This is a genomic window from Bacillus capparidis (assembly GCF_017832095.1).
GTDB classification, from domain to species: Bacteria; Bacillota; Bacilli; order Bacillales; family Bacillaceae; genus Bacillus; species Bacillus gobiensis.
Genome location: NZ_JAFDST010000004.1, coordinates 239,013 through 257,948, shown reverse-complemented (window position 1 = coordinate 257,948; position 18,936 = coordinate 239,013). Strand labels below are relative to the sequence as shown.

Here is an 18,936-nt window from a genome sequence, read left to right as displayed (position 1 = left end):
GAGTGTTATCTTCGTGAACCGCTTTTTTTGGATGGAAAAGCTGCTTCTTAATTATTCTAATTTATAGACATCCTTGATTAATTGTACCAATGAATCAAATTCCTCGTCTCCTTGGATATTTGCCAGCATTCCTTGCAAGACCGGTTTCCTTGGCTCATCCTTTTTCATTTCTTCTTCGAGCACCTGCAGGGTGATCAAGTGGTCCTCTATGATGTTTTCCGCGCTTGAAAGCCTTTTGATTTCTTTAAGAATATGATCCTGCGAAGATGCCGGGAAGAAAAGTCCGTCAAATACAGCTTGTTCTGTCAAAACAGGGGCTTTATTTGATCGTGTAAGACCCTCAACAATATCATCCATGCGCTCGAGAATAAATTCAGCAAGCTTTGTAAAATCAAGCGTAATGTTGCTGAATAGAAAAAGATTTTTATAGGAAGTGATCATACCTTGCACAATCATGTTCAAATCATATTTAAAAACGTCTATTTTTGACCGATAAATATCAGACAAGGCATTTAAATAAAATTCATTGCTAAACTTTGTTGCTCTTTGAAAAAAGTCTGACATAGATCTCCGAGTCGGAATTGTATGCTCACGGATCATCATGACAATAAAGTCTCTATGGTCAAAAATTTCTTTAAATTGATAAGCGGTTTGTTCTATAAATGCCTCTCGAGGATCATCGTGCTTCAGCCTGATTTTATTTAAATTTTCCATGCTGAAGTTTAAATAATACTCAAAAGTCGATAAAAGCAAAGCTTCCTTTGATTTGAAATGCAAATAAAATGAACCCTTGCTAATACCGCACTCTTCAGCAATTTCTTGGATTGTGGTTGAAGAAAATCCCTTTTTTGCAAAGAGCTTTATCCCCGCTTCTATGATGATAATTTCCTTCTCTTTCAAGTGCTCACCTCAGAGTTTAAATTTAGTTTAAATTATTATTATTTTCCCATATATTTGTTGACGAGAAAAGTAGATATGATTATTATTAGTGAGAAATGACCAGTCAGTCAATACTAAATTTTTTAGGAGGAGAAAATGAATTCGATTATTAATTTTGTATTGAAGAATAAATTTGCCGTATTGTTAATGACTATTATCGTCACGGCAGCCGGGTTATATGCGGGATCAAACATGAAACAAGAAATGATTCCAAGCATCACTTCCCCTGTCATTACAGTTACGACAATTAATCCTGGTGCAACTCCAGATGATAATGCGGAAAATGTATCTGAACCGATTGAAAATGCATTGAAAAATTTAAACGGTGTTGAAAAAGTTACTTCAACCTCTATGCAAAATGCGTCCAACGTTCAGATTCAGTATGACTTTGACAAGGATATGAACGAAGCGCAGGACGAAGCGTCAGATGCAATTGCCAATGTAGAGTTGCCTGATACAGCAGAAGAGCCTTCAATTTCAAAAATGAGCTTTAATGCTTTTCCTATTCTTGCGTTGAGCATCTCAAGCGAAAAGGAGTCTCTTGAGGATCTTACTAACCGAATGGAAGATGAGATCGTTCCTGCAATTGAAGGGCTGGACGGTGTTTCTTCCGTGCAAATTTCAGGCCAGCAGGTGAAAGAAGTAAAGCTCACCTATGACCAAGAAGCTTTAGAAGAAAACGGACTGACTGAAGATACAGTCAAAAATGTTATCCAAGGCTCAAACGTTAGCATGCCGCTCGGACTTTTCACGTTCGGCAACAGCGAAGAGTCTGTTGTTGTTGACGGAAATGTCATGAGCCTTGAAGATTTTAAAAACATCGAAATTCCAATTACCCCTAGTACTCAAGGACAGGGCGCAGCTGGACAGCAAGGGCAAGGTGCAGCCGGACAAGGACAAGGCGCAGGTGCACAAGGAGGAGCCCAGTCAGGTGCCGGTGCGCAAAACGCCGAGCTTCCAACCGTTAAGCTATCTGAACTTGCTGAAATTGAATTAGTTGGAGAAGCAGAATCAATTTCAAGAACCAATGGCAAGGAAAGCATCGGGGTTCAAGTAATCAAATCTTCTGATGCGAATACGGTTCAAGTCGCAGAAGCAGTAAAAAAAGAATTGAACAATTTTCAAGATGATATTGATGGATTAAAGGTAGACACAACGTTTGACCAAGCATTGCCGATTGAAGATTCTGTAAGTACAATGCTTAGTAAAGCTGCTTTCGGCGCATTGTTTGCAGTGATTATTATCTTGCTTTTCTTACGAAACATAAAATCTACGTTAATATCTATTGTTTCTATTCCATTATCCCTGTTGATTGCGTTGTTAGTACTCAATCAAATGGATATCAGCTTAAACATCATGACGCTTGGCGCAATGACGGTCGCGATTGGCCGTGTTGTTGATGATTCCATCGTCGTTATTGAAAATATTTATCGAAGAATGGCATTAAAGGGAGAGAAACTGAGAGGCAAAGAGCTTGTAAAAGAGGCAACAAAAGAAATGTTTATGCCGATCTTATCCTCAACCATTGTTACGATTGCGGTATTCCTTCCGCTAGGCTTAGTCAGAGGACAAATTGGCGAATTATTTATGCCGTTTGCGCTAACCATCGTATTTGCTTTGCTAGCATCATTGTTGATTGCAATTACAATCGTACCTTCAATGGCTCATAGGCTTTTTAAGAAAAATTTAGCTGGCCAAACTCAAATGAAGGAGCATAAACCTAGCAAACTGGCAGGCTTCTATCGGAATATCTTAAACTGGTCGCTTAACCATAAATGGATCGTTTCTGGTATTGTCATTCTTATGCTAGTGGGAAGCCTGTTTCTTACACCTTTCATTGGCGTGAGCTTCTTGCCGGCAGAAGAAGAAAAAACCGCTATGATCACCTATAAGCCGGAGCCGGGTGAAACTAGAGAGCAAGCGGAAAGTGAAGCAACAAAAGCAGAAGGCTTCTTAATGGATCGCGAACACGTAAATCAGGTTCAATACTCTCTCGGATCAGAAAATCCAATGAATCCAGGAGATACGAACAGTGCATTGTTTTTCGTAGAATACGATAAAGATACTCCTGAATTTGAAAAAGAAAAAGAAAACGTCATTAATGAGCTTCAAGAGGATACAGAGAGCGGAACGTGGGCAATGCAGGATATGTCCGGTTCAGGCACAAGCAACGCGTTGACCTACTATGTTTACGGAGACAGCGTGGATGAAATTAGAGGCACTGTATCTGAGATTGAAAAGATTATGAATGATCGTTCGGACCTGACTAACATTGATAGCAGTCTGGCTGAAACCTATAAAGAGTATACGTTCGCTGCAAACCAAGAAGAATTGAGCAAGCTAGGCCTTACCGCGAGCCAAATCGCAATGGCTATAATGCCTGAACGCAGCCAGGATGCTCTGACAGAAGTAGAAAGTGACGGCAATACGTATGATGTGAAGGTTCAAACTGATACAGAGAGCTTTGACAACGTTCAAGATTTAGAAGACAAGACGATTCAGAGTCCTACTGGCCAAGAGGTGAGAATCGGTGATGTTGCCAAGGTAAACGAAGGTACGACGTCAGATACAGTATCCAGACAAGATGGAAAACTTTACGCACAGGTGAGCGGCGAGCTTACTGTTGATGATGTTGCTACTACGTCACAAGAAGTACAAAAAGAGGTAGATAAGCTGGACGTACCATCAAATGTCAGTGTGGAAACAGCAGGTGTTTCTGCAGATATTAACGAATCATTCTCGCAGCTTGGCATTGCGATGCTTGCCGCGATTGCAATCGTCTACCTTGTTCTTGTTATTACCTTTGGCGGCGGACGTGCACCATTTGCGATTCTGTTCTCTCTTCCATTTACAGTCATCGGCGCGTTAGTCGCTCTATTGATTGCAGGAGAGACGATCAGCTTGAACACAATGATCGGTATGCTGATGCTGATCGGAATTGTAGTAACTAACGCAATTGTGTTGATCGACCGTGTAATTCATAAGGAAAAAGAAGGGCTCACAACAAGAGAAGCACTGCTCGAAGCAGGAACAACCCGTTTGCGCCCAATCTTGATGACCGCTATTGCAACAATTGGCGCGTTACTCCCACTTGCTTTCGGATTTGAAAGCAGCGGATTTATCTCAAAAGGCCTTGGAGTCACAGTTATCGGCGGATTAACGAGTTCGACACTTTTAACCTTGATTGTCGTGCCTATTGTATATGAAATTTTAACTAAGCCAAGAAGAAGAAAGAAAAAAACAGCGGTTGAAGCAGTTAAAGAAGCTTAATAATGTTGTAGTGGGTGGTTCAGAATTTCTGAGCCGCTCTTTTTTTTCGATAAATTGAAGAGGCACATAAATGATGGGAGAGGCACATAAAAAGCGGAAGAAGCACATAAGTAGTGGAAGAAGCACATAAGTAGCCAGAACAGGCGCATAAACCCAAAAAAGCAGCACGAAATGTATGAATTTACGATATACATATCATCTTCACAATAAATAAAAGCCTGTTCCAAAATAAATTGGACAGGCTTTAACTTATGAAGAAGTTCCGGTTACCAACAATTTTAGTTAAAATCGTGTGCTTGTTTCGGGTTGGAAACCTTTGTTAATCCGAGCGAGCTCATTAAAAGCCTGTCGCGCAGCCGATCAGGTAAATGGCTTATTGTGACAACAAGCCGGGCGCCTCTTCCGACAGCATAACGGGTTTTCGGCGTCTTAGCGGATAGTGATTCAGTTACGGCTTTTACAACAACATCCGTAGGAGAAACAGGCTGTTTGGCTATTGTTGAATGGTATGCTGCCAGGGCTGATTCATACAGAGCAAGCTTTTCGGATGGGACTTGCTGAAGGGACCGATCTGAAGTAGCATTGGCTTTTTCAAAAATAGACGTATCGATTGCAGCCGGCTGGATCATTGTGACGTGGATATTCCAAGGCTTTAATTCGACCCGAAGTGCATCTGTTAGTGCCTCCATCGCATGCTTGGAGGCTGACAGAGCGCCAATGAATGGCATAGCAGTTTTTCCAGTCACTGCTCCAATGTTGATTACCCTGCCGCTATTTTTGCGAAGAAAAGGAAGAAGTGCCTGCGTGACGGCAATTTGACCGAACACATTGACGTCAAACTGATATTTAATTTCATCCAACGAAAGCAGCTCCAAAGGTCCTTGTATAATACAGCCTGCATTATTAATTAACCCGTCAATTCCATTGTTCCCGAGAAACTTGCCGACTTCAAGCGAAGCTGTTTCAACCGATGAGGGAACCGTTATATCCATTTCAATCGGAACAATATTTGGCGAAATTTCTTTTTTTAGCCGTTTGCCCTGCTCCTTGCTTCTAACCCCGGCTAATACGGTGTAACCTAGTTCCGTTAATTTTTTTACAATGGCTGAACCGATTCCACCGGTCGCACCTGTAATAAAGACATATCCTTTGTTTGCCAAAATAATCACACTCCAAAAAAATTTATACCTCTAGCTGGGGGAATAAGTTTCCGTGAGCTCTTCGCTAATGTGCCATAATTTTTTGCGCGCTTCGTTGTTATAAGCTTGAGGATCGACCTGAGACTCACTTTTTTTATCAAAATATCGGCCGGTCACTTTGTCGAGAGTTTCCGACACGGCTAAATGGACAACGTTATCTGCTCCGGATTTTGCACTGCCAAAACCTATGGGGATACTTTCGCGAACCATTTTGGTATTTAATAATGACCCTGGGTGAATACAATTGACGGTTATCCTTTCAGGATCCAGTTGATTCGCAAGTTCAAATGTAAGCATAATAAGTGCCAGCTTGCTTTGTTTATACGCATCGAAAGGATCATAGCCCCGCTCCAGCATTAGGTTGTTAAAATCGATTGGTCTCTGCCCGATAGAAGCCACGTTGACAATTTTTGCAGGAGCAGAAGTATGCAAAAGCGGAAGAAGCAAATTTGTCAGCATAAATGGCGCCAAGTAATTCACCGCAAATCGGAGTTCATGTCCATCTTCACTTAGCGGCCTTCGCTTATCGCTAAGTTTGCCGGATCCTATGCCCGCATTGTTAATTAATACATCAAGCTGTCCCTCTCTATCGTTAACCTCTTCTGCTAAATGGCGAACGTCGGAGAGGGATGTGAAATCAGCCACATAATAATGCAGCTTTTCGTTGCCCGTGCGCTTAGAAATTTGCTCCATCACGGTTACGCATTTATCAGGATTTCTGCCATGCAAAAGAACTGTAGCTCCCATATTTGCGAGAGAAAGTGCCGTATGTTTTCCGATGCCGTCAGTCGAACCTGTCACAAGAAAGACTTTATCTTCAGTTTTTTTCATAGTTATTGGGCTGTGCCTCCTTTTACGCTTGGAATATGTTTATCTTATATGTTTTTTTGTATAATAGTGAGGAGCGAGTTTATCGTACGAATACGTATCATACTAGTTTTTATCGTAGGATATATCCTAGTAATAGGAAGGGGCTGGATTTTTCTATGCAAGATTCAAGTAAGCATAAAGAGCTTGGAGATTTCTTGCGGACTAGGAGAATGCGGATTTCTCCTGAAGAAGCGCCGTTTGAAAAATGACTCGACGCGAAGGCGCACCCCTGGTTTACGCAGGGAAGAGGTTGCTGCACTGTCCGGCATTTCATTAGCCTGGTATACCAACTTGGAGCAAGGCCGTCCCATTCGTGTCTCTGAACAAGTGTTGGAAAGCTTGTCGCGGACACTGAAACTGGATAAAGACGAAAAAAGTTATTTGTTTTTATTAGCTAACCAATGGCTTCCTTCCGATTCTGTGTTAGAGCAAAAGGAAAATGGAGATACTATATCATCAGCGCTACAGCTCATTCTCGACGAACTGCACCCTTGTCCTGCTTATATTATTGGAAACCGTTGGAATATAGCGGCGTGGAATGAAATGGCAGCCGAGGTATTTGGATATTCCTACGATATGAATGAATTTGAAAGAAATATAATTTGGAGAATGTTTACCCGTGATGATTATCGGAAATTATTTGTGAATTGGGAGTATATGGCCAGCGGGTTGCTTGGACAATTCAGAAGCTTTTACGCAAAATATACAGATGACCCGTGGTACAACGAATTGGTGACACAGCTCCTTGCAACAAGCAGCGAGTTTCAGGAATGGTGGCCAAGACATGAAGTGTTCAGCATCCCTGAAGGGAACAAAGAAATGAACCATCCGAAGCTGGGAAATCTAAAAATGGATTATACCAACTTGCTGCTGGCAGAGGAAAAAAATATGTTTTTAACCATTTTCACACCGCAGCCGAATACCGGGACGAAAGAAAGGCTTACGCTGTTTTCCAATAAAGTCACGTGACTTAGCACCCTCCTATTTTTTCAAGGAGGGTTATTCATTTCCATGAAATGAATGTTCCATATTTGCGTATTTTGCAACTCATAGTATAATTAAAGGTTGTTACGGAGAACGGACTTTGTGTATAGGATGATGAGAATGAAACGTGCACGTATAATATATAACCCAACCTCAGGGCGGGAGATGTTTAAAAGGCAATTGGCGGACGTTCTGATAAAGTTTGAACAGGCGGGCTATGAAACCTCCACTCACGCGACTACATGTGCAGGCGATGCAACACAAGCTGCAAGGGACGCCGCTTTACGTGAATATGACCTGATTGTTGCTGCAGGTGGAGACGGAACGATTAATGAAGTTGTCAATGGGATTGCTCCATTGGAACATCGTCCGACACTTGGGATTATTCCTGTAGGCACGACAAATGATTTTGCCAGGGCACTCGGCATTCCGAGAGAGGATATTTTAAAGGCTGCGGATACGGTGCTAAACGGAGAAACACGAGCTATTGATATCGGGCTTGTCAATGAACAATATTTTATTAATATCGCAGGCGGCGGCCGGCTGACTGAGTTAACCTATGAAGTGCCAAGCAAGCTGAAAACGAGGCTTGGGCACCTTGCATATTATTTAAAGGGGATTGAAATGCTCCCTTCCATCAGGCCGACAAAGGTAGAAATCGAATATGATGGAAAGCTTTTTCAAGGAGAAATCATGCTTTTCTTAGTGACGCTGACGAATTCAGTCGGTGGCTTTGAAAAGCTCGCGCCAGATTCCAGCTTAAATGACGGCATGTTTGATTTGATGATCCTAAAAAAGACAAATTTGCCCGAATTTATCCGTGTCGCAAGCATGGTGCTTCGCGGAGAGCATATTAATGACCAGCAAGTCATATACACGAAGGCGAATCGTGTAAAGGTTTTCGTGGAAGATAAAATGCAGCTTAATCTAGACGGCGAGTATGGCGGGCTTTTACCAGGCGAATTCGAAAACCTGTATCGCCATATTCGTGTGATCATGCCAAAGGAAAAAGCAGAACAGCTAGACGATTAAAAATTGGACGTGAATGCAATGAAAACAAATCCCCCGGTTGAGAAAAATGAATATATGGACGTGCAATTTGTGGATTTGACTCATGAAGGGGCGGGGGTTGCGAAAATAGACGGCTTCCCTATTTTCGTACCAAATGCTCTTCCAGACGAAAAAGCACAAATTAAAATCACGCGTGTAAAAAAAGGCTATGCCTTCGGAAGGCTGATGGAGATAAAGGAAAAAAGCCTTCATCGGCAAGAAGCGCCTTGCCCAGTCTACAAGCAATGCGGCGGCTGCCAGCTCCAGCATTTGACTTACGCCGGCCAGTTAGCCTTTAAAGAAAAGCAGGTTAGAGATGTTTTAGAACGAATCGGCAAGCTTGATATGAGCCGTGTCACTGTCCATCCAACGCTTGGGATGGACGAGCCGTGGCGATACCGCAATAAGGCCCAGGTCCCGCTAGGTGAAAGAGAAGGCGCGCTAATCGCCGGCTTTTATCAGCAGCGTACTCACGAAATCATTAACATGGACGCCTGCTTGATCCAGCACGAGAAAAACGATCAAGCGGTACAAGCCATCAAGGACATCTGTAATCAATTTGGACTAAGGGCATACGAAGAAGCGCGGCATAAGGGCTGGTTCCGCCACATTATGGTCCGTTACGGCGTAAACACCGGAGAAATGATGATCGTCTTTATTACAAAAACAAATGATTTTCCTCATAAGAAAGCTATTTTAGAAAAAATCATTGAACGATTCCCTGCAGTAAAATCGATCGTCCAAAATGTAAACCCGAAACGTACGAACGTCATATTCGGCGACGAAACCAACGTGCTTTGGGGAGAAGAATATATTTATGACACGATAGGCGACATCAGGTTTGCGATCTCTGCCAGGTCCTTCTATCAGGTCAATCCGGAACAAACAAAGGTTCTTTACGACAAAGCTCTGGAATACGCCGAGCTAACGGGAAAAGAAACCGTAATTGACGCATACTGCGGAATCGGCACGATTTCTTTATTTCTCGCCAAAAAAGCGGAAAAAGTCTATGGCGTTGAAATCGTACCGGAAGCGATAGAAGACGCCAAACGAAACGCCGAGCTGAACAACATCACAAATGCTGAATTTGCAGCGGGCGAAGCAGAGGCTGTCATCCCAAACTGGTACGAACAAGGAATCAAGGCAGACACCATTGTTGTTGATCCCCCGCGTAAAGGCTGTGACGAAGCCTTGCTCAGAACGATTCTGGACATGAAGCCGAAACGCGTCGTCTACGTATCATGCAACCCAGGAACCCTAGCAAGAGACTTGAGAGTGCTGGAAGACGGTGGGTATGAGACTCAAGAGGTTCAGCCTGTGGATATGTTTCCACATACGATGCATGTGGAGTGTGTAGCGAGATTAACCCTTAAATCATAGGGTTTTTAACGGTCAAAATGATGAATTGACCACATTTTGACCACATTCGGGGGAAATTAAGTGATTTTTAGAGTTTTTTAACTTTTCTCTTCTAAATAATCGCTAAACGCTTGGCTGCTTTTTTCCTGCATAACAGGTGTAACGTGAGCATAAATGTCACCTGTCATTTGAATGCTTGTATGACCAAGTCTTTCTTGTACATCTTTTAGGCTTGCGCCAGCTTCTAACATTAGAGTAGCATGAGTGTGCCTAATATCGTGAACACGGATTTTTGGCACATTTGCTTCTTTAATTATTCGATTAAAGATAGTAGTGAAAGTTCGGAAATAGATTGGCGGTCCATCTTTCCGAGCAAAAATTAAATTTTGATCGTCATACTCCGATCGTATTGCTATCTTTAATTCCGATTGCTTCGCTTTATAAGAACGCAATTCCTCCATAACTTTTTTATCTACTTTTACGCTACGTTCAGACTTTTCCGTTTTCACAGGACCGAAACGAAATCCTTGTTTGTCGTATATTAGTGATCTGGATACGTTTATTCTATTTTCCGAGAAATCTACATCAGACCATTTAAGCCCTAATAATTCCCCGCGTCTTAATCCAGTGTAGGCATCCAATTTAAAAGCCATATAGTAGGTAATATCACCAAATTTAGCATGACCCAGGAATCGATTTAATTCTTCACGTGACCATGTAATTGTTTTTCTTCTTCTACCTCGGGGAATATCGACTTTCTTTAATGGGTTTTTTATAATTAGCTCCCAATCAACTGCTTTTTCAAGAGCACCATAAAGTACCGTGTAAATGTATTCGATGTATCGATCGGATAACCCATCTTGTAATAATGAATTAATGAATTGTTCGTAATGAGTACTTTTTAGTTCGCTTAATTGAAAATGGCCAAGAACCGGAATGACTCGATAATCAATTGCTCTCTTATAATTGGTAAACGTCGTATCTCTTACTTTTCGTTTTGCGGCTAAATCTAACCATTTGTTAAGGTATTCCTTAAGAGTCATTTTGCTGTCAACAATATAAGTATCCTTGTTGATTTGGTTTTCAATTTCATTGGCTACTTTCTCTGCTTCTCTTTTTGTTGCGAATCCTCTTCTGGTGATTTGTTTTCTTTTCTTTGTGATTGGATCTCTACCGAGTTCAATGGTAAATGAGTAAGTATATCCTTTTTTATTTTTTGCTGGGATCTTACGGTAATATGCCATTCTTCTTTAATAAACCCTTTCCAAGCGGAAAGGATTTTTATTTTTTCCGTACATCCACAATATCTATAAATTTGACCAGATTTGTATCCCCCTTGTTATCCACAACATGAAGCTGTTTTGTTCGCCCGCTTATGTATTCCACAAGCCCTGTAACATCACGAAAATGTCCATCATCATACACAATAAACTGTAACGGAAAAACAAGTTCCATTGAATTACCCTTCCGATTGGAGGGGGGTTCAAAATGTACACAACATACCCCTGGCGCCGATTCTTGTAGTTTTATGCCTTTTTATAATACTTAGCGAATATGCACAAGCACTTGGACCTTACTCAGAATATGATTATTAATATGTTTGAAAAAAAGGAAAAATATATTTTTTGAGTAAATAAAAAAGTTGAGAAATTGGAGTGATAAAAACCATGAGCGAACATTATGAAGAAGATAGATCCCCTACCTCTTCAACTGAAAAAGAATCTTCAACTGAAAACAAATCCTCAAATAAAAATGAATCTTCAACTGAAATTAAACCAACGTTAATGGAACAAAAATGGGTCAAACACTAAACCTATTATTTTGCTGTCATTATGGAGAGATTAATTCTCTCCGGTACATACTAATTCTTTTTTAAATCCACAATATCCTCAAACCTAATAAAATTCGTATCATCTTTACTATCCACAACATGCAGATGTTTTGTTCGTTCGTTTATGTATTCCACAAGCCCTGCGACTTCACGAAAATGTCCATCATCATACACTTTAAACAGTAACGGAAAAACAAACTCCATTGATTCAGAGATTAGGGTCTCCATATTCTCAATCTGTTGCTCATCCAGCTCCGGCTTTTCGACCTTCATTTGTTCCTTTTTACGGGCCAGCAGCGCTTCACGGTGTTCTGGCAGCATCATTCTTGAAGACTCCCACCTCATGTTAGATCCCGGCGTTAACATATTTGATTTCATTGTAATTCCTCCTTTTAAGGGTAATTATATAGGAACGTGTGTTCTATATTCAATAAGAAAAAACACCCGCTAGTTAGGCAGGTATAACCTTCGAGATATGTATGATCTTAGAGGGGCTTTTCCTTCCATAACTTATCTCATCAAATTAATTGGGTAGAGATCAAAAATTACTTACAAATATAGTAAGTGAAGTGATTTTAAGTTTGATGGAATACGTAGAGCTTTCAAAGACAGTGGAAAAATTGTGATATTTGCCCGGCACAACAATGAAGTAACAAAAAAGTTTCCTTACTCTCTAAAATTCTTCTCTATTTTTTGATATTATGTATGTAAATAACTTTTTTTATTGGATCAATAATTTAGGAGTGAAACTTTGAAAAAAATCAACATACTTTTATCACTTATTTTAATAATTAATTTAGTAATGCTAGTAGTAATTTATCAACAAAACAAACAACTAAATAAATATGAGCTTTTATTTACAAACATAGAAGGGAAATTAGAAGATATAGATGATGCTATAGACGACCAAATAATACCTAATTTAAAAAAATAATAAAAAATGGTCCATTATACAAAATGGGCCATTTTTTATTTACTAGTAAGTCCAATCAACATGAGTATCTGTTGCATTCGATGCTGCACTTCCTGATAGAGAAATAGCACCAAGAGAAAGTGAAACAGAGTAATAAGGTGATGTTAAAGCATGAGCATAGTGACCATATAAATCAGCCGTATTATCACTAGTTTTATCTCTATTAAATTCAAAGTAAAAATATCCTTGATGATCATAAGGTGGATGATTAGTACCCACTTTTTTAAGGTCAAACTTGTCTGCATACCCATAATAATTCTTTGTGTCAGCACTATAATCAGCTGGTAAATAATGAGTCCCTATACCATCTTTATACCAATGTCTTGCATATTCTGAACCAGCAATTTTATCTACATTGTCTCCATGTGTGATTGCTATAGTATCAGAAAATCCAATATCAGGATTAGATAACCACTTATAGGATGTTTTTGCGAGATATGTAGAACCAATATCAGATACAGTTGTAGTTTGTGTAATCCACCCGTCATTTTCAGTATCTGAGGCCGCACTAGCATTGTTAAAATTTATTAAACCATGTTTATTTTCTTTCTGTTTTTTTAATTTTTCAACTTCTTTAAGTGCTTCATCTTTTGTTGACTTTATCATTTTTTTTTGCTGTTTTCCGTTTTCATCGATGTAGTTATCAACTTTAAAATACTCTTCTTGTTTTGCAATGATTTTCCCTTTTTTTCCTTTGAATCGTTTAGAAGTATGTTCTAAATCTTCTTTAGACATATTTACAATTTCGTCCGAGGTAAAACCTAATCCTTCTAACCATTTCTGTTCGTCATTGCTAATGTCTGCCTTTAACTTGTTTTCACTAGCTGCCTTTGTAGATTGAGGAAACTCAATATTAATAGAAAGAGTTAAACAAGCTACAATCCCAGCAACAAAAAGTTTCTTCAAAATTAAACCCTCCAAATTCTATTCTCACATTTACCAAAGTAACATACTAGTAACATTTTTTCCACTCATTTCCCAAATTGACATTACTTTTTTATCATTGTTTAGCATATTTTTATAGAATTTTGATAGCATATCCATTGAAAACAATTCAACAGCAACCCACAAAAGGGAATTGATTATTATAATTTTCTTTATGATGTAAAACAAACAATTCTTTGCTAACATTAATCTTTTTATCTATCTTTTCAAGCATTATAGAATGGGAAGTCACATTGAAGGAATTTTCAGATTTTTGACAACTTAAAGCACGGTATTTTTTAGAAAACTCATATGCTAACTGAGCTCTAAAGGTTATTTCTACATATTCAACGGTTCATCTATTTCTCTTTTTTATCTCATATTTCTTAAAGAATTCCTTGATTTCATCCGGCTTGATTCCTATTTCCAATGCGTGCAAGACCAACAATCTCCATTCGAGATCTAATTTTTTATAATCCATTTTTCCACACCTTTTAAATAGTAGGTATGGTAACCGACCAAACTGACTAAACAACTGACCAAACTGACCAGAAATTGATTTTAAGTGTCATGAAGTAGCCTAATGGCAATCTGTAAAACATTGATATATAAGGGTTTGTCATAAAGTCGAATATTGCTGCCTTGTACCATTATCTCCATGGTAAGGAAGAGGTCAGCGGTTCGAGCCCGCTTGGAAGCTTATACATAAACGTTGATATGACAAGGTTTCTCCTATATCGGAGGAACCTTTTTTAATATGTGTGGAAAGAACTTCTGCTCGATTTGAAAGACCGTGGTGTAGAAGAAATCCTGCTCTTTATTTCGGACGGCTTAAAAGGTATTACAGATAGTATTTTTAGTGTGTATCCAGATGCCAATTATCAAACGTGCTGTGTTCATTTAGCCCGTAATATTGCCCATAAGGTACGTGTAAATGACCGTCCGAAAATTTGTTATGACTTCAAATCAATTTATCGTGCTGAAAGTGCAGAAGCAGGACGAGAAGCATTGAAAGAATTCTGTACCAAATGGCAATCAGCGTATCCAAAAGTGACGAAGTCACTCAGTGAAAATCATTATATCTTCACGTTCTACAGCTTTCCTAAATCTATTTGGAAAAGCATTTATTCAACGAATTTAATTGAGTCGTTTAATAAACAGATCAAGAAATATACAAAACGGAAAGAACAATTCCCTAATGAAGAAGCAATGGAACGATTCCTGGTGTCACAGTTTGATGATTACAACCACACGTTGTCATATTGGTTTTGATCAAGCTCGTGCTGAGCTCGCAGCTATGTTCAAATCGAAAGAATAACCAGCTATCTATTAAGAAACGGATTTCTGGTATTTACACAAAATTATTGATGGTCCCTCATGTATTAAAAATCCTTTAATATTACAAGCAAAATTTTATGTTATATCGTTGAAACGGTTCTTTTAATAAATGGTATGCATGAGAAGTAAAAAAGAATCTCTAATAAGTATAGAGCAATCTAATTTCAAAATAGACAAGGATTTATATATCTGTACATAAATATCACATATTCATTTTTCAAAGTGAATATAAATTAAACGGTTAAAAATTAAAGGGGTGGGAATATGACTAATTCATTTGTATCGCGATCTTTGGATGAGATACGTTTTTGGTCAAGGATCATGAAGGAACATGCTTTATTTTTAAGCTTAGGATTTAATTACGATGATGAACAACTTATTCAAGAAGCAAAGCAATTTATTCCTTTATTTGAAAGAATTGAAGAGCAACTTAGTAGATTTTCTATAAACTCTGATCCTCAGCAAATTGTTCAATTTAATAACCAGGTTTACCAAGCCGCTGTATCTATTTATGCCTATAAACGAAAAGTACTTGGACTCACTTTGCAATGTAAAGTTAGATCTAATAACTATGCGTTATTAATTGACCATACTAGCCGCGAAGCAGCGTATTTTGCGAATCGATTAAAAGAATTAAATGAGGGTAAACTAGTGCCTTTACCAACAGCAATCATTAAAGAAAATGTATTCTTTTTAAAAATTATGGCAGACCATGCCAAATTTATCGGTCATCTTCTAGATCCTTCTGAAAGAAAATTAGTCGAACAAGCTAGGGACTTTAGTCATGACTTTGACCAACTTCTTTATCAAGCAATTGATTTAGATTCCATGCGTCCTCAATCAGAAACTGCGCCAATTTTAGACCAATTCCTTGACCAGAATCGTGTATCAGTTGTGTCTTTGCGTAATTTTAAGAAAACAGCAAGAGATTTGATTGAAGCATGCAGAATTAAAAGTAATATCCATCCATTGCTCGCTGATCACGTTTTCCGTGAAGCCGAACGATTCCTATTTATTATAGATATGTTTGAAGCAAGTTTGACCGGTAAAGCATCCTCTAATGTACGAGTTGAATAATCAATCATGTATGGGTATAACACAAAAAAGGGTATATCTTTTATAAAGGTTTTCTATCTGTTCTTATTTAATAATCCTTGAACCCAACGATTAGATTTAGTTATTCAAAATTATACGTTCGACAGGCCGATTCCATCTCCTACATGGCAATAGGTCTTAGCATTAAGTATTTAATGCATACCAAGAATGAAACTCTACAGGATGGCTATCAATAAACCATAAATAGAATTTGGTATTAAATAGTATGGGGATTTTCATAAGGAGGCAGTGCATGAATGATGTTTTTGACATGAAAGCAAGATTTGAACATCGTTTTTGGCTTCAAATATTAGGCGATCATTCTAGATTTATTCATGAATCTTTATCACCAGTTCAAAAAGAAGAGATAGAAACGGCTTCAACATTTATTCGAGTATTTGATACACTTCTGGATCAAGCAAAAACTGAAGATCCTATACAATTATCAGCCAAAGCTGAAGCAGAGGTTTTTAAATTTCGAGAATTAAAGCTAGAATTACTAAGAAAACACCTTATCGGAAAAATAAAAATTCACCTTTCACCTACTTTTATTAATCATATGGTAAATGAATTAGAAGAGTATTTAAGAATTTTAAAACATTTAAAAACTGGGCAAGTTCCTCCTGTTTATCATGAACTACATTTTAGATGCTTCTGGTCATTCAGAAGCGATTTCCTCAAAATTAGACAGTGTTGAAAAAAGATTAAGGGAGAAAAGTGATTCATTTACGAAGCATTTTGAAGATTTTTACTTGAAAGCAGTAGAAATGGCAGGATATTTCAGAACCAATTTAACTACGTTTCCTGCTTTGATGAAAATGAATTCAGACACCCAGTTGGAAATCAAATTATTTCAGAACTTTTTACAAGAAATAGAAGAACTTGAGCTAAGTTACCAAGCATTAGGCACATTCGCCCCTTTAATAGCAGATCATATGATTCGTGAAGAATGTTATTATCTAATGAAGTTAGCTGAGTCATCGAATCTTAATATGCCAAACTGTGATCCCACTAAACCACGAATTAAAGAATAAAAGAATTTCATAGTAAAAAATTTCTTTCTATATTAGTAACTCAACTTAACTAGAAAGCCGAATTTTCTCAGGAATCCGGTTTTTACCTAATTGGCAGCAAGAGTATGTTATGTGTGTGTTTAATATAAACAACGTATAATGGCTTTATGTTTTAAGGACATAAAAAATGGACAATATATTTTATCTTTTCTATATCTTTTCTAAGAGTAGAATAATGAAAGGAAATATCCTTGAGTTCCCTGTCATAACGCCGATATTTTGGTGATTTTTCTTTTATTAATGTTAAGAAAACCAAGGTAATTAGGTTATTACAGTTACATAAAATATAAGGAGGAACTTCGATGAAGCAAAATGTAGGGAAAGATGATTTTGTTAAAGGATTTGTCCCCCAACATACACATGGGTCTGTTGACTACACCTCAATTGAAGGCGGACACGTTCATCAATGTTTAGATGTTACGTATCCCCCTACAATCACTGAAGAAGGAAATCATATTCATTATACAGAAGGATATGTGTTATTTGAGGATGGGCACACCCATCATTATCGTGCTTGGTCTGGTCCAGCTATCTCAGTAGGAAATGGAATGCATGTTCATTATTATGATTTCTATACTTCTGTTGATGATGGACATAGGCATCGAATAAAGGGAGTAGACCAACCGGCTCCTGGAAACAAATAAAAGAATTTTCGACCGTTTCCTATTACCATTTATAGCCCCATTCATACATACGAACAAAGATGAATACGGTACGTTTATACGTAATTTAATTGATTTTTTGTGTTGTTGTTCTATAGTTGATGAGAAAATTACGAAAGCAATAAAGAAGATGTTGGGGTGTATTCCAACATCTTTTTTCAAAAAACGTCAAACGGATCTTTTTTTATTTTTTTCTTACATCCACAAACCTAATAAAATTCGTATCCTTCACAAACTAGTCAAACAATAAATCCATCCTCCATGTACACAATCCATTTATTCTTTTCTTTGTCCCATTTAATCCTGTTTTGAGCGATAAGGCTTTTTATGATCTGCCGCAGCTCTTTTTCATTCCGGCCAGTTTTGATTTTAAGTTGCTTCAGTGTTACGGGCTGATGAGAAATTGTGTTATTGAATATAATTCGAAAGACTTTTCGTTCAATGTCGTTCATTTCATAAAGCTCCTTTTTGAACTTATTATATGGGAACGTACGTTCTTTATACAACAAGAAAAAATACCCACCATCAGGTGGGCACAATATTAGAAATATGAATATCTTCTGTTCTGAACTTTATCTAGTTCTGCCGATCGCTTATGCTCTCAAAACTTTAAATGCTTCTCTTACTTTCCTAGCAAAATCCAATGGCGGTTCAACTGATTCAAAGTGCATATACATAGCCCGTGGTTCTTCGAATAACCAATGGTTATGAACTGCTGTTACAATAATATCTCGTTTTCTAAGTTCAGTTAATAAGGGATTGACTTCTTCTTGTAATAGCACTGTTTCACCTAAATTCAAAGCTCTTCCTCTACTATCGACATCTTCAAAAGTAAAAAATTGCGGAATGACCAATGGAGATTTCGTTGGGCGTCCAAGAATTGTAAAATCTATGTTTCTGAACTTTTGCACAAGACAAACATCATTTTCATCTACACTACCCATTCCCCCAAGAATCCTGGCAAATTCCTGACAGAGGTTTTTGCGTTTTTCCCACTTCATAGGTTTACCTCATTTCTATAATAATTTTGAAGGAGTTTCATTTTAAATAAACGAATTTCCTTCACTATTAATAGTATGATTCGTCCTATGAATTCGAAATGTACAAGGGTATAGGGTGAAAGTGGAAAATATTCATAAAGTAGTAATGAAATAAAACGGCAAAAAAGATAGATAAGATGTTTAAAATAAATCACGTTTATCATTGGGTGAAATCCCTACCGCTAATGCTTCTAAAATCAATTTCCACTCTTCATATAATTAATCGGGTTTCAATTTACTCAGGCTTTTTATATAGAGCGTACGTTCTTTATTCAACAAGAAAAAATATCCATCGTTATGGGGAACAACCTTTGAAAAGTATAGTGCGT

Annotated in this window: 18 protein-coding genes and 3 pseudogenes; 10 read left to right on the top strand and 11 right to left on the bottom strand. The window is 38.1% G+C overall.

Going from position 1 to position 18,936, the window contains the following annotated elements; genetic code table 11:
* Nucleotides 1-51: 51 nt before the first annotated feature.
* Nucleotides 52-900, bottom strand: a complete 849-nt coding sequence (locus JOC74_RS16920; RefSeq protein WP_053605806.1) for a TetR/AcrR family transcriptional regulator — start codon at nt 898-900, stop codon at nt 52-54.
* A gap of 135 nt (nt 901-1,035) precedes the next feature.
* On the opposite strand from JOC74_RS16920, the gene JOC74_RS16915 reads away from it, so the two are divergent.
* Complete coding sequence (locus JOC74_RS16915) at nt 1,036-4,209, top strand: efflux RND transporter permease subunit (protein ID WP_211086233.1); 3,174 nt, start codon at nt 1,036-1,038, stop codon at nt 4,207-4,209.
* Nucleotides 4,210-4,487: 278 nt separating this feature from the next.
* Here the strand turns inward: JOC74_RS16915 and JOC74_RS16910 are convergent, their stop codons facing one another.
* Together JOC74_RS16910 and JOC74_RS16905 are read right to left on the bottom strand one after the other, a co-directional pair.
* A complete protein-coding gene (locus JOC74_RS16910; RefSeq protein WP_053605807.1) occupies nt 4,488-5,369 on the bottom strand; it encodes an SDR family oxidoreductase in 882 nt (293 codons plus the stop codon).
* 30 nt (nt 5,370-5,399) lie between these two features.
* The gene (locus JOC74_RS16905) at nt 5,400-6,239 is read right to left on the bottom strand and encodes an SDR family NAD(P)-dependent oxidoreductase (protein ID WP_053605808.1); all 840 of its coding nucleotides are present in this window, start codon (nt 6,237-6,239) and stop codon (nt 5,400-5,402) included.
* A 237-nt stretch (nt 6,240-6,476) separates the two neighbouring features.
* On the opposite strand from JOC74_RS16905, the gene JOC74_RS16900 reads away from it, so the two are divergent.
* The 3 genes from JOC74_RS16900 (at nt 6,477) to rlmD (ending at nt 9,692) form a co-directional block, all read left to right on the top strand.
* Complete coding sequence (locus JOC74_RS16900) at nt 6,477-7,247, top strand: helix-turn-helix transcriptional regulator (RefSeq protein ID WP_053605809.1); 771 nt, start codon at nt 6,477-6,479, stop codon at nt 7,245-7,247.
* Nucleotides 7,248-7,382: 135 nt separating this feature from the next.
* Nucleotides 7,383-8,294, top strand: a complete 912-nt coding sequence (locus JOC74_RS16895) for a diacylglycerol kinase (protein ID WP_053605810.1) — start codon at nt 7,383-7,385, stop codon at nt 8,292-8,294.
* 18 nt (nt 8,295-8,312) lie between these two features.
* Nucleotides 8,313-9,692, top strand: a complete 1,380-nt coding sequence (rlmD, locus tag JOC74_RS16890) for a 23S rRNA (uracil(1939)-C(5))-methyltransferase RlmD (protein WP_053605811.1) — start codon at nt 8,313-8,315, stop codon at nt 9,690-9,692.
* A 77-nt stretch (nt 9,693-9,769) separates the two neighbouring features.
* Here the strand turns inward: rlmD and JOC74_RS16885 are convergent, their stop codons facing one another.
* Together JOC74_RS16885 and JOC74_RS16880 are read right to left on the bottom strand one after the other, a co-directional pair.
* Entirely contained in the window at nt 9,770-10,915 is a 1,146-nt protein-coding gene (locus JOC74_RS16885; protein WP_053605812.1) for a site-specific integrase, read from the bottom strand.
* 37 nt (nt 10,916-10,952) lie between these two features.
* Nucleotides 10,953-11,126 carry a YolD-like family protein gene (locus JOC74_RS16880; RefSeq protein WP_082364306.1) on the bottom strand — a complete coding sequence of 58 codons (174 nt, stop codon included), beginning with the start codon at nt 11,124-11,126 and terminating at the stop codon, nt 10,953-10,955.
* A 212-nt stretch (nt 11,127-11,338) separates the two neighbouring features.
* On the opposite strand from JOC74_RS16880, the gene JOC74_RS16875 reads away from it, so the two are divergent.
* The gene (locus tag JOC74_RS16875) at nt 11,339-11,482 is read left to right on the top strand and encodes a hypothetical protein (protein WP_158320335.1); all 144 of its coding nucleotides are present in this window, start codon (nt 11,339-11,341) and stop codon (nt 11,480-11,482) included.
* A gap of 50 nt (nt 11,483-11,532) precedes the next feature.
* On the opposite strand, the gene JOC74_RS16870 is transcribed toward JOC74_RS16875, so the two are convergent.
* Entirely contained in the window at nt 11,533-11,880 is a 348-nt protein-coding gene (locus JOC74_RS16870) for a YolD-like family protein (protein ID WP_225970300.1), read from the bottom strand.
* A 373-nt stretch (nt 11,881-12,253) separates the two neighbouring features.
* Between JOC74_RS16870 and JOC74_RS16865 the strand changes: the two genes are divergently transcribed.
* Nucleotides 12,254-12,436, top strand: coding sequence for a hypothetical protein (locus tag JOC74_RS16865; protein WP_053605813.1), 183 nt, complete (start codon nt 12,254-12,256; stop codon nt 12,434-12,436).
* Nucleotides 12,437-12,478: 42 nt separating this feature from the next.
* On the opposite strand, the gene JOC74_RS16860 is transcribed toward JOC74_RS16865, so the two are convergent.
* From JOC74_RS16860 to JOC74_RS16850, 3 genes and pseudogenes are all read right to left on the bottom strand, one after another.
* Complete coding sequence (locus JOC74_RS16860) at nt 12,479-13,381, bottom strand: hypothetical protein (RefSeq protein ID WP_053605814.1); 903 nt, start codon at nt 13,379-13,381, stop codon at nt 12,479-12,481.
* A gap of 148 nt (nt 13,382-13,529) precedes the next feature.
* Nucleotides 13,530-13,739, bottom strand: a pseudogene (locus JOC74_RS24350) (Abi family protein); the annotation flags it as partial.
* Between the two features lie 15 nt (nt 13,740-13,754).
* Complete coding sequence (locus JOC74_RS16850; protein WP_082364308.1) at nt 13,755-13,880, bottom strand: anti-repressor SinI family protein; 126 nt, start codon at nt 13,878-13,880, stop codon at nt 13,755-13,757.
* A 275-nt stretch (nt 13,881-14,155) separates the two neighbouring features.
* On the opposite strand from JOC74_RS16850, the pseudogene JOC74_RS16845 reads away from it, so the two are divergent.
* From JOC74_RS16845 to JOC74_RS16830, 4 genes and pseudogenes are all read left to right on the top strand, one after another.
* A pseudogene (locus JOC74_RS16845) lies at nt 14,156-14,717 on the top strand (IS256 family transposase); the annotation flags it as partial.
* A gap of 284 nt (nt 14,718-15,001) precedes the next feature.
* Nucleotides 15,002-15,814, top strand: coding sequence for a DUF2935 domain-containing protein (locus JOC74_RS16840; protein ID WP_053605816.1), 813 nt, complete (start codon nt 15,002-15,004; stop codon nt 15,812-15,814).
* 271 nt (nt 15,815-16,085) lie between these two features.
* A pseudogene (locus JOC74_RS16835) lies at nt 16,086-16,866 on the top strand (DUF2935 domain-containing protein).
* 341 nt (nt 16,867-17,207) lie between these two features.
* On the top strand, nt 17,208-17,549 hold the full coding sequence (locus JOC74_RS16830) for a YmaF family protein (RefSeq protein ID WP_053605817.1): 342 nt from the start codon (nt 17,208-17,210) through the stop codon (nt 17,547-17,549).
* 257 nt (nt 17,550-17,806) lie between these two features.
* Here JOC74_RS16830 and JOC74_RS16825 read toward each other — a convergent pair whose 3' ends face one another.
* Both JOC74_RS16825 and JOC74_RS16820 read right to left on the bottom strand, forming a co-directional pair.
* Complete coding sequence (locus JOC74_RS16825) at nt 17,807-18,019, bottom strand: hypothetical protein (protein WP_053605818.1); 213 nt, start codon at nt 18,017-18,019, stop codon at nt 17,807-17,809.
* A 141-nt stretch (nt 18,020-18,160) separates the two neighbouring features.
* A complete protein-coding gene (locus tag JOC74_RS16820) occupies nt 18,161-18,568 on the bottom strand; it encodes a DUF1259 domain-containing protein (protein WP_053605819.1) in 408 nt (135 codons plus the stop codon).
* Nucleotides 18,569-18,936 lie beyond the last annotated feature (368 nt).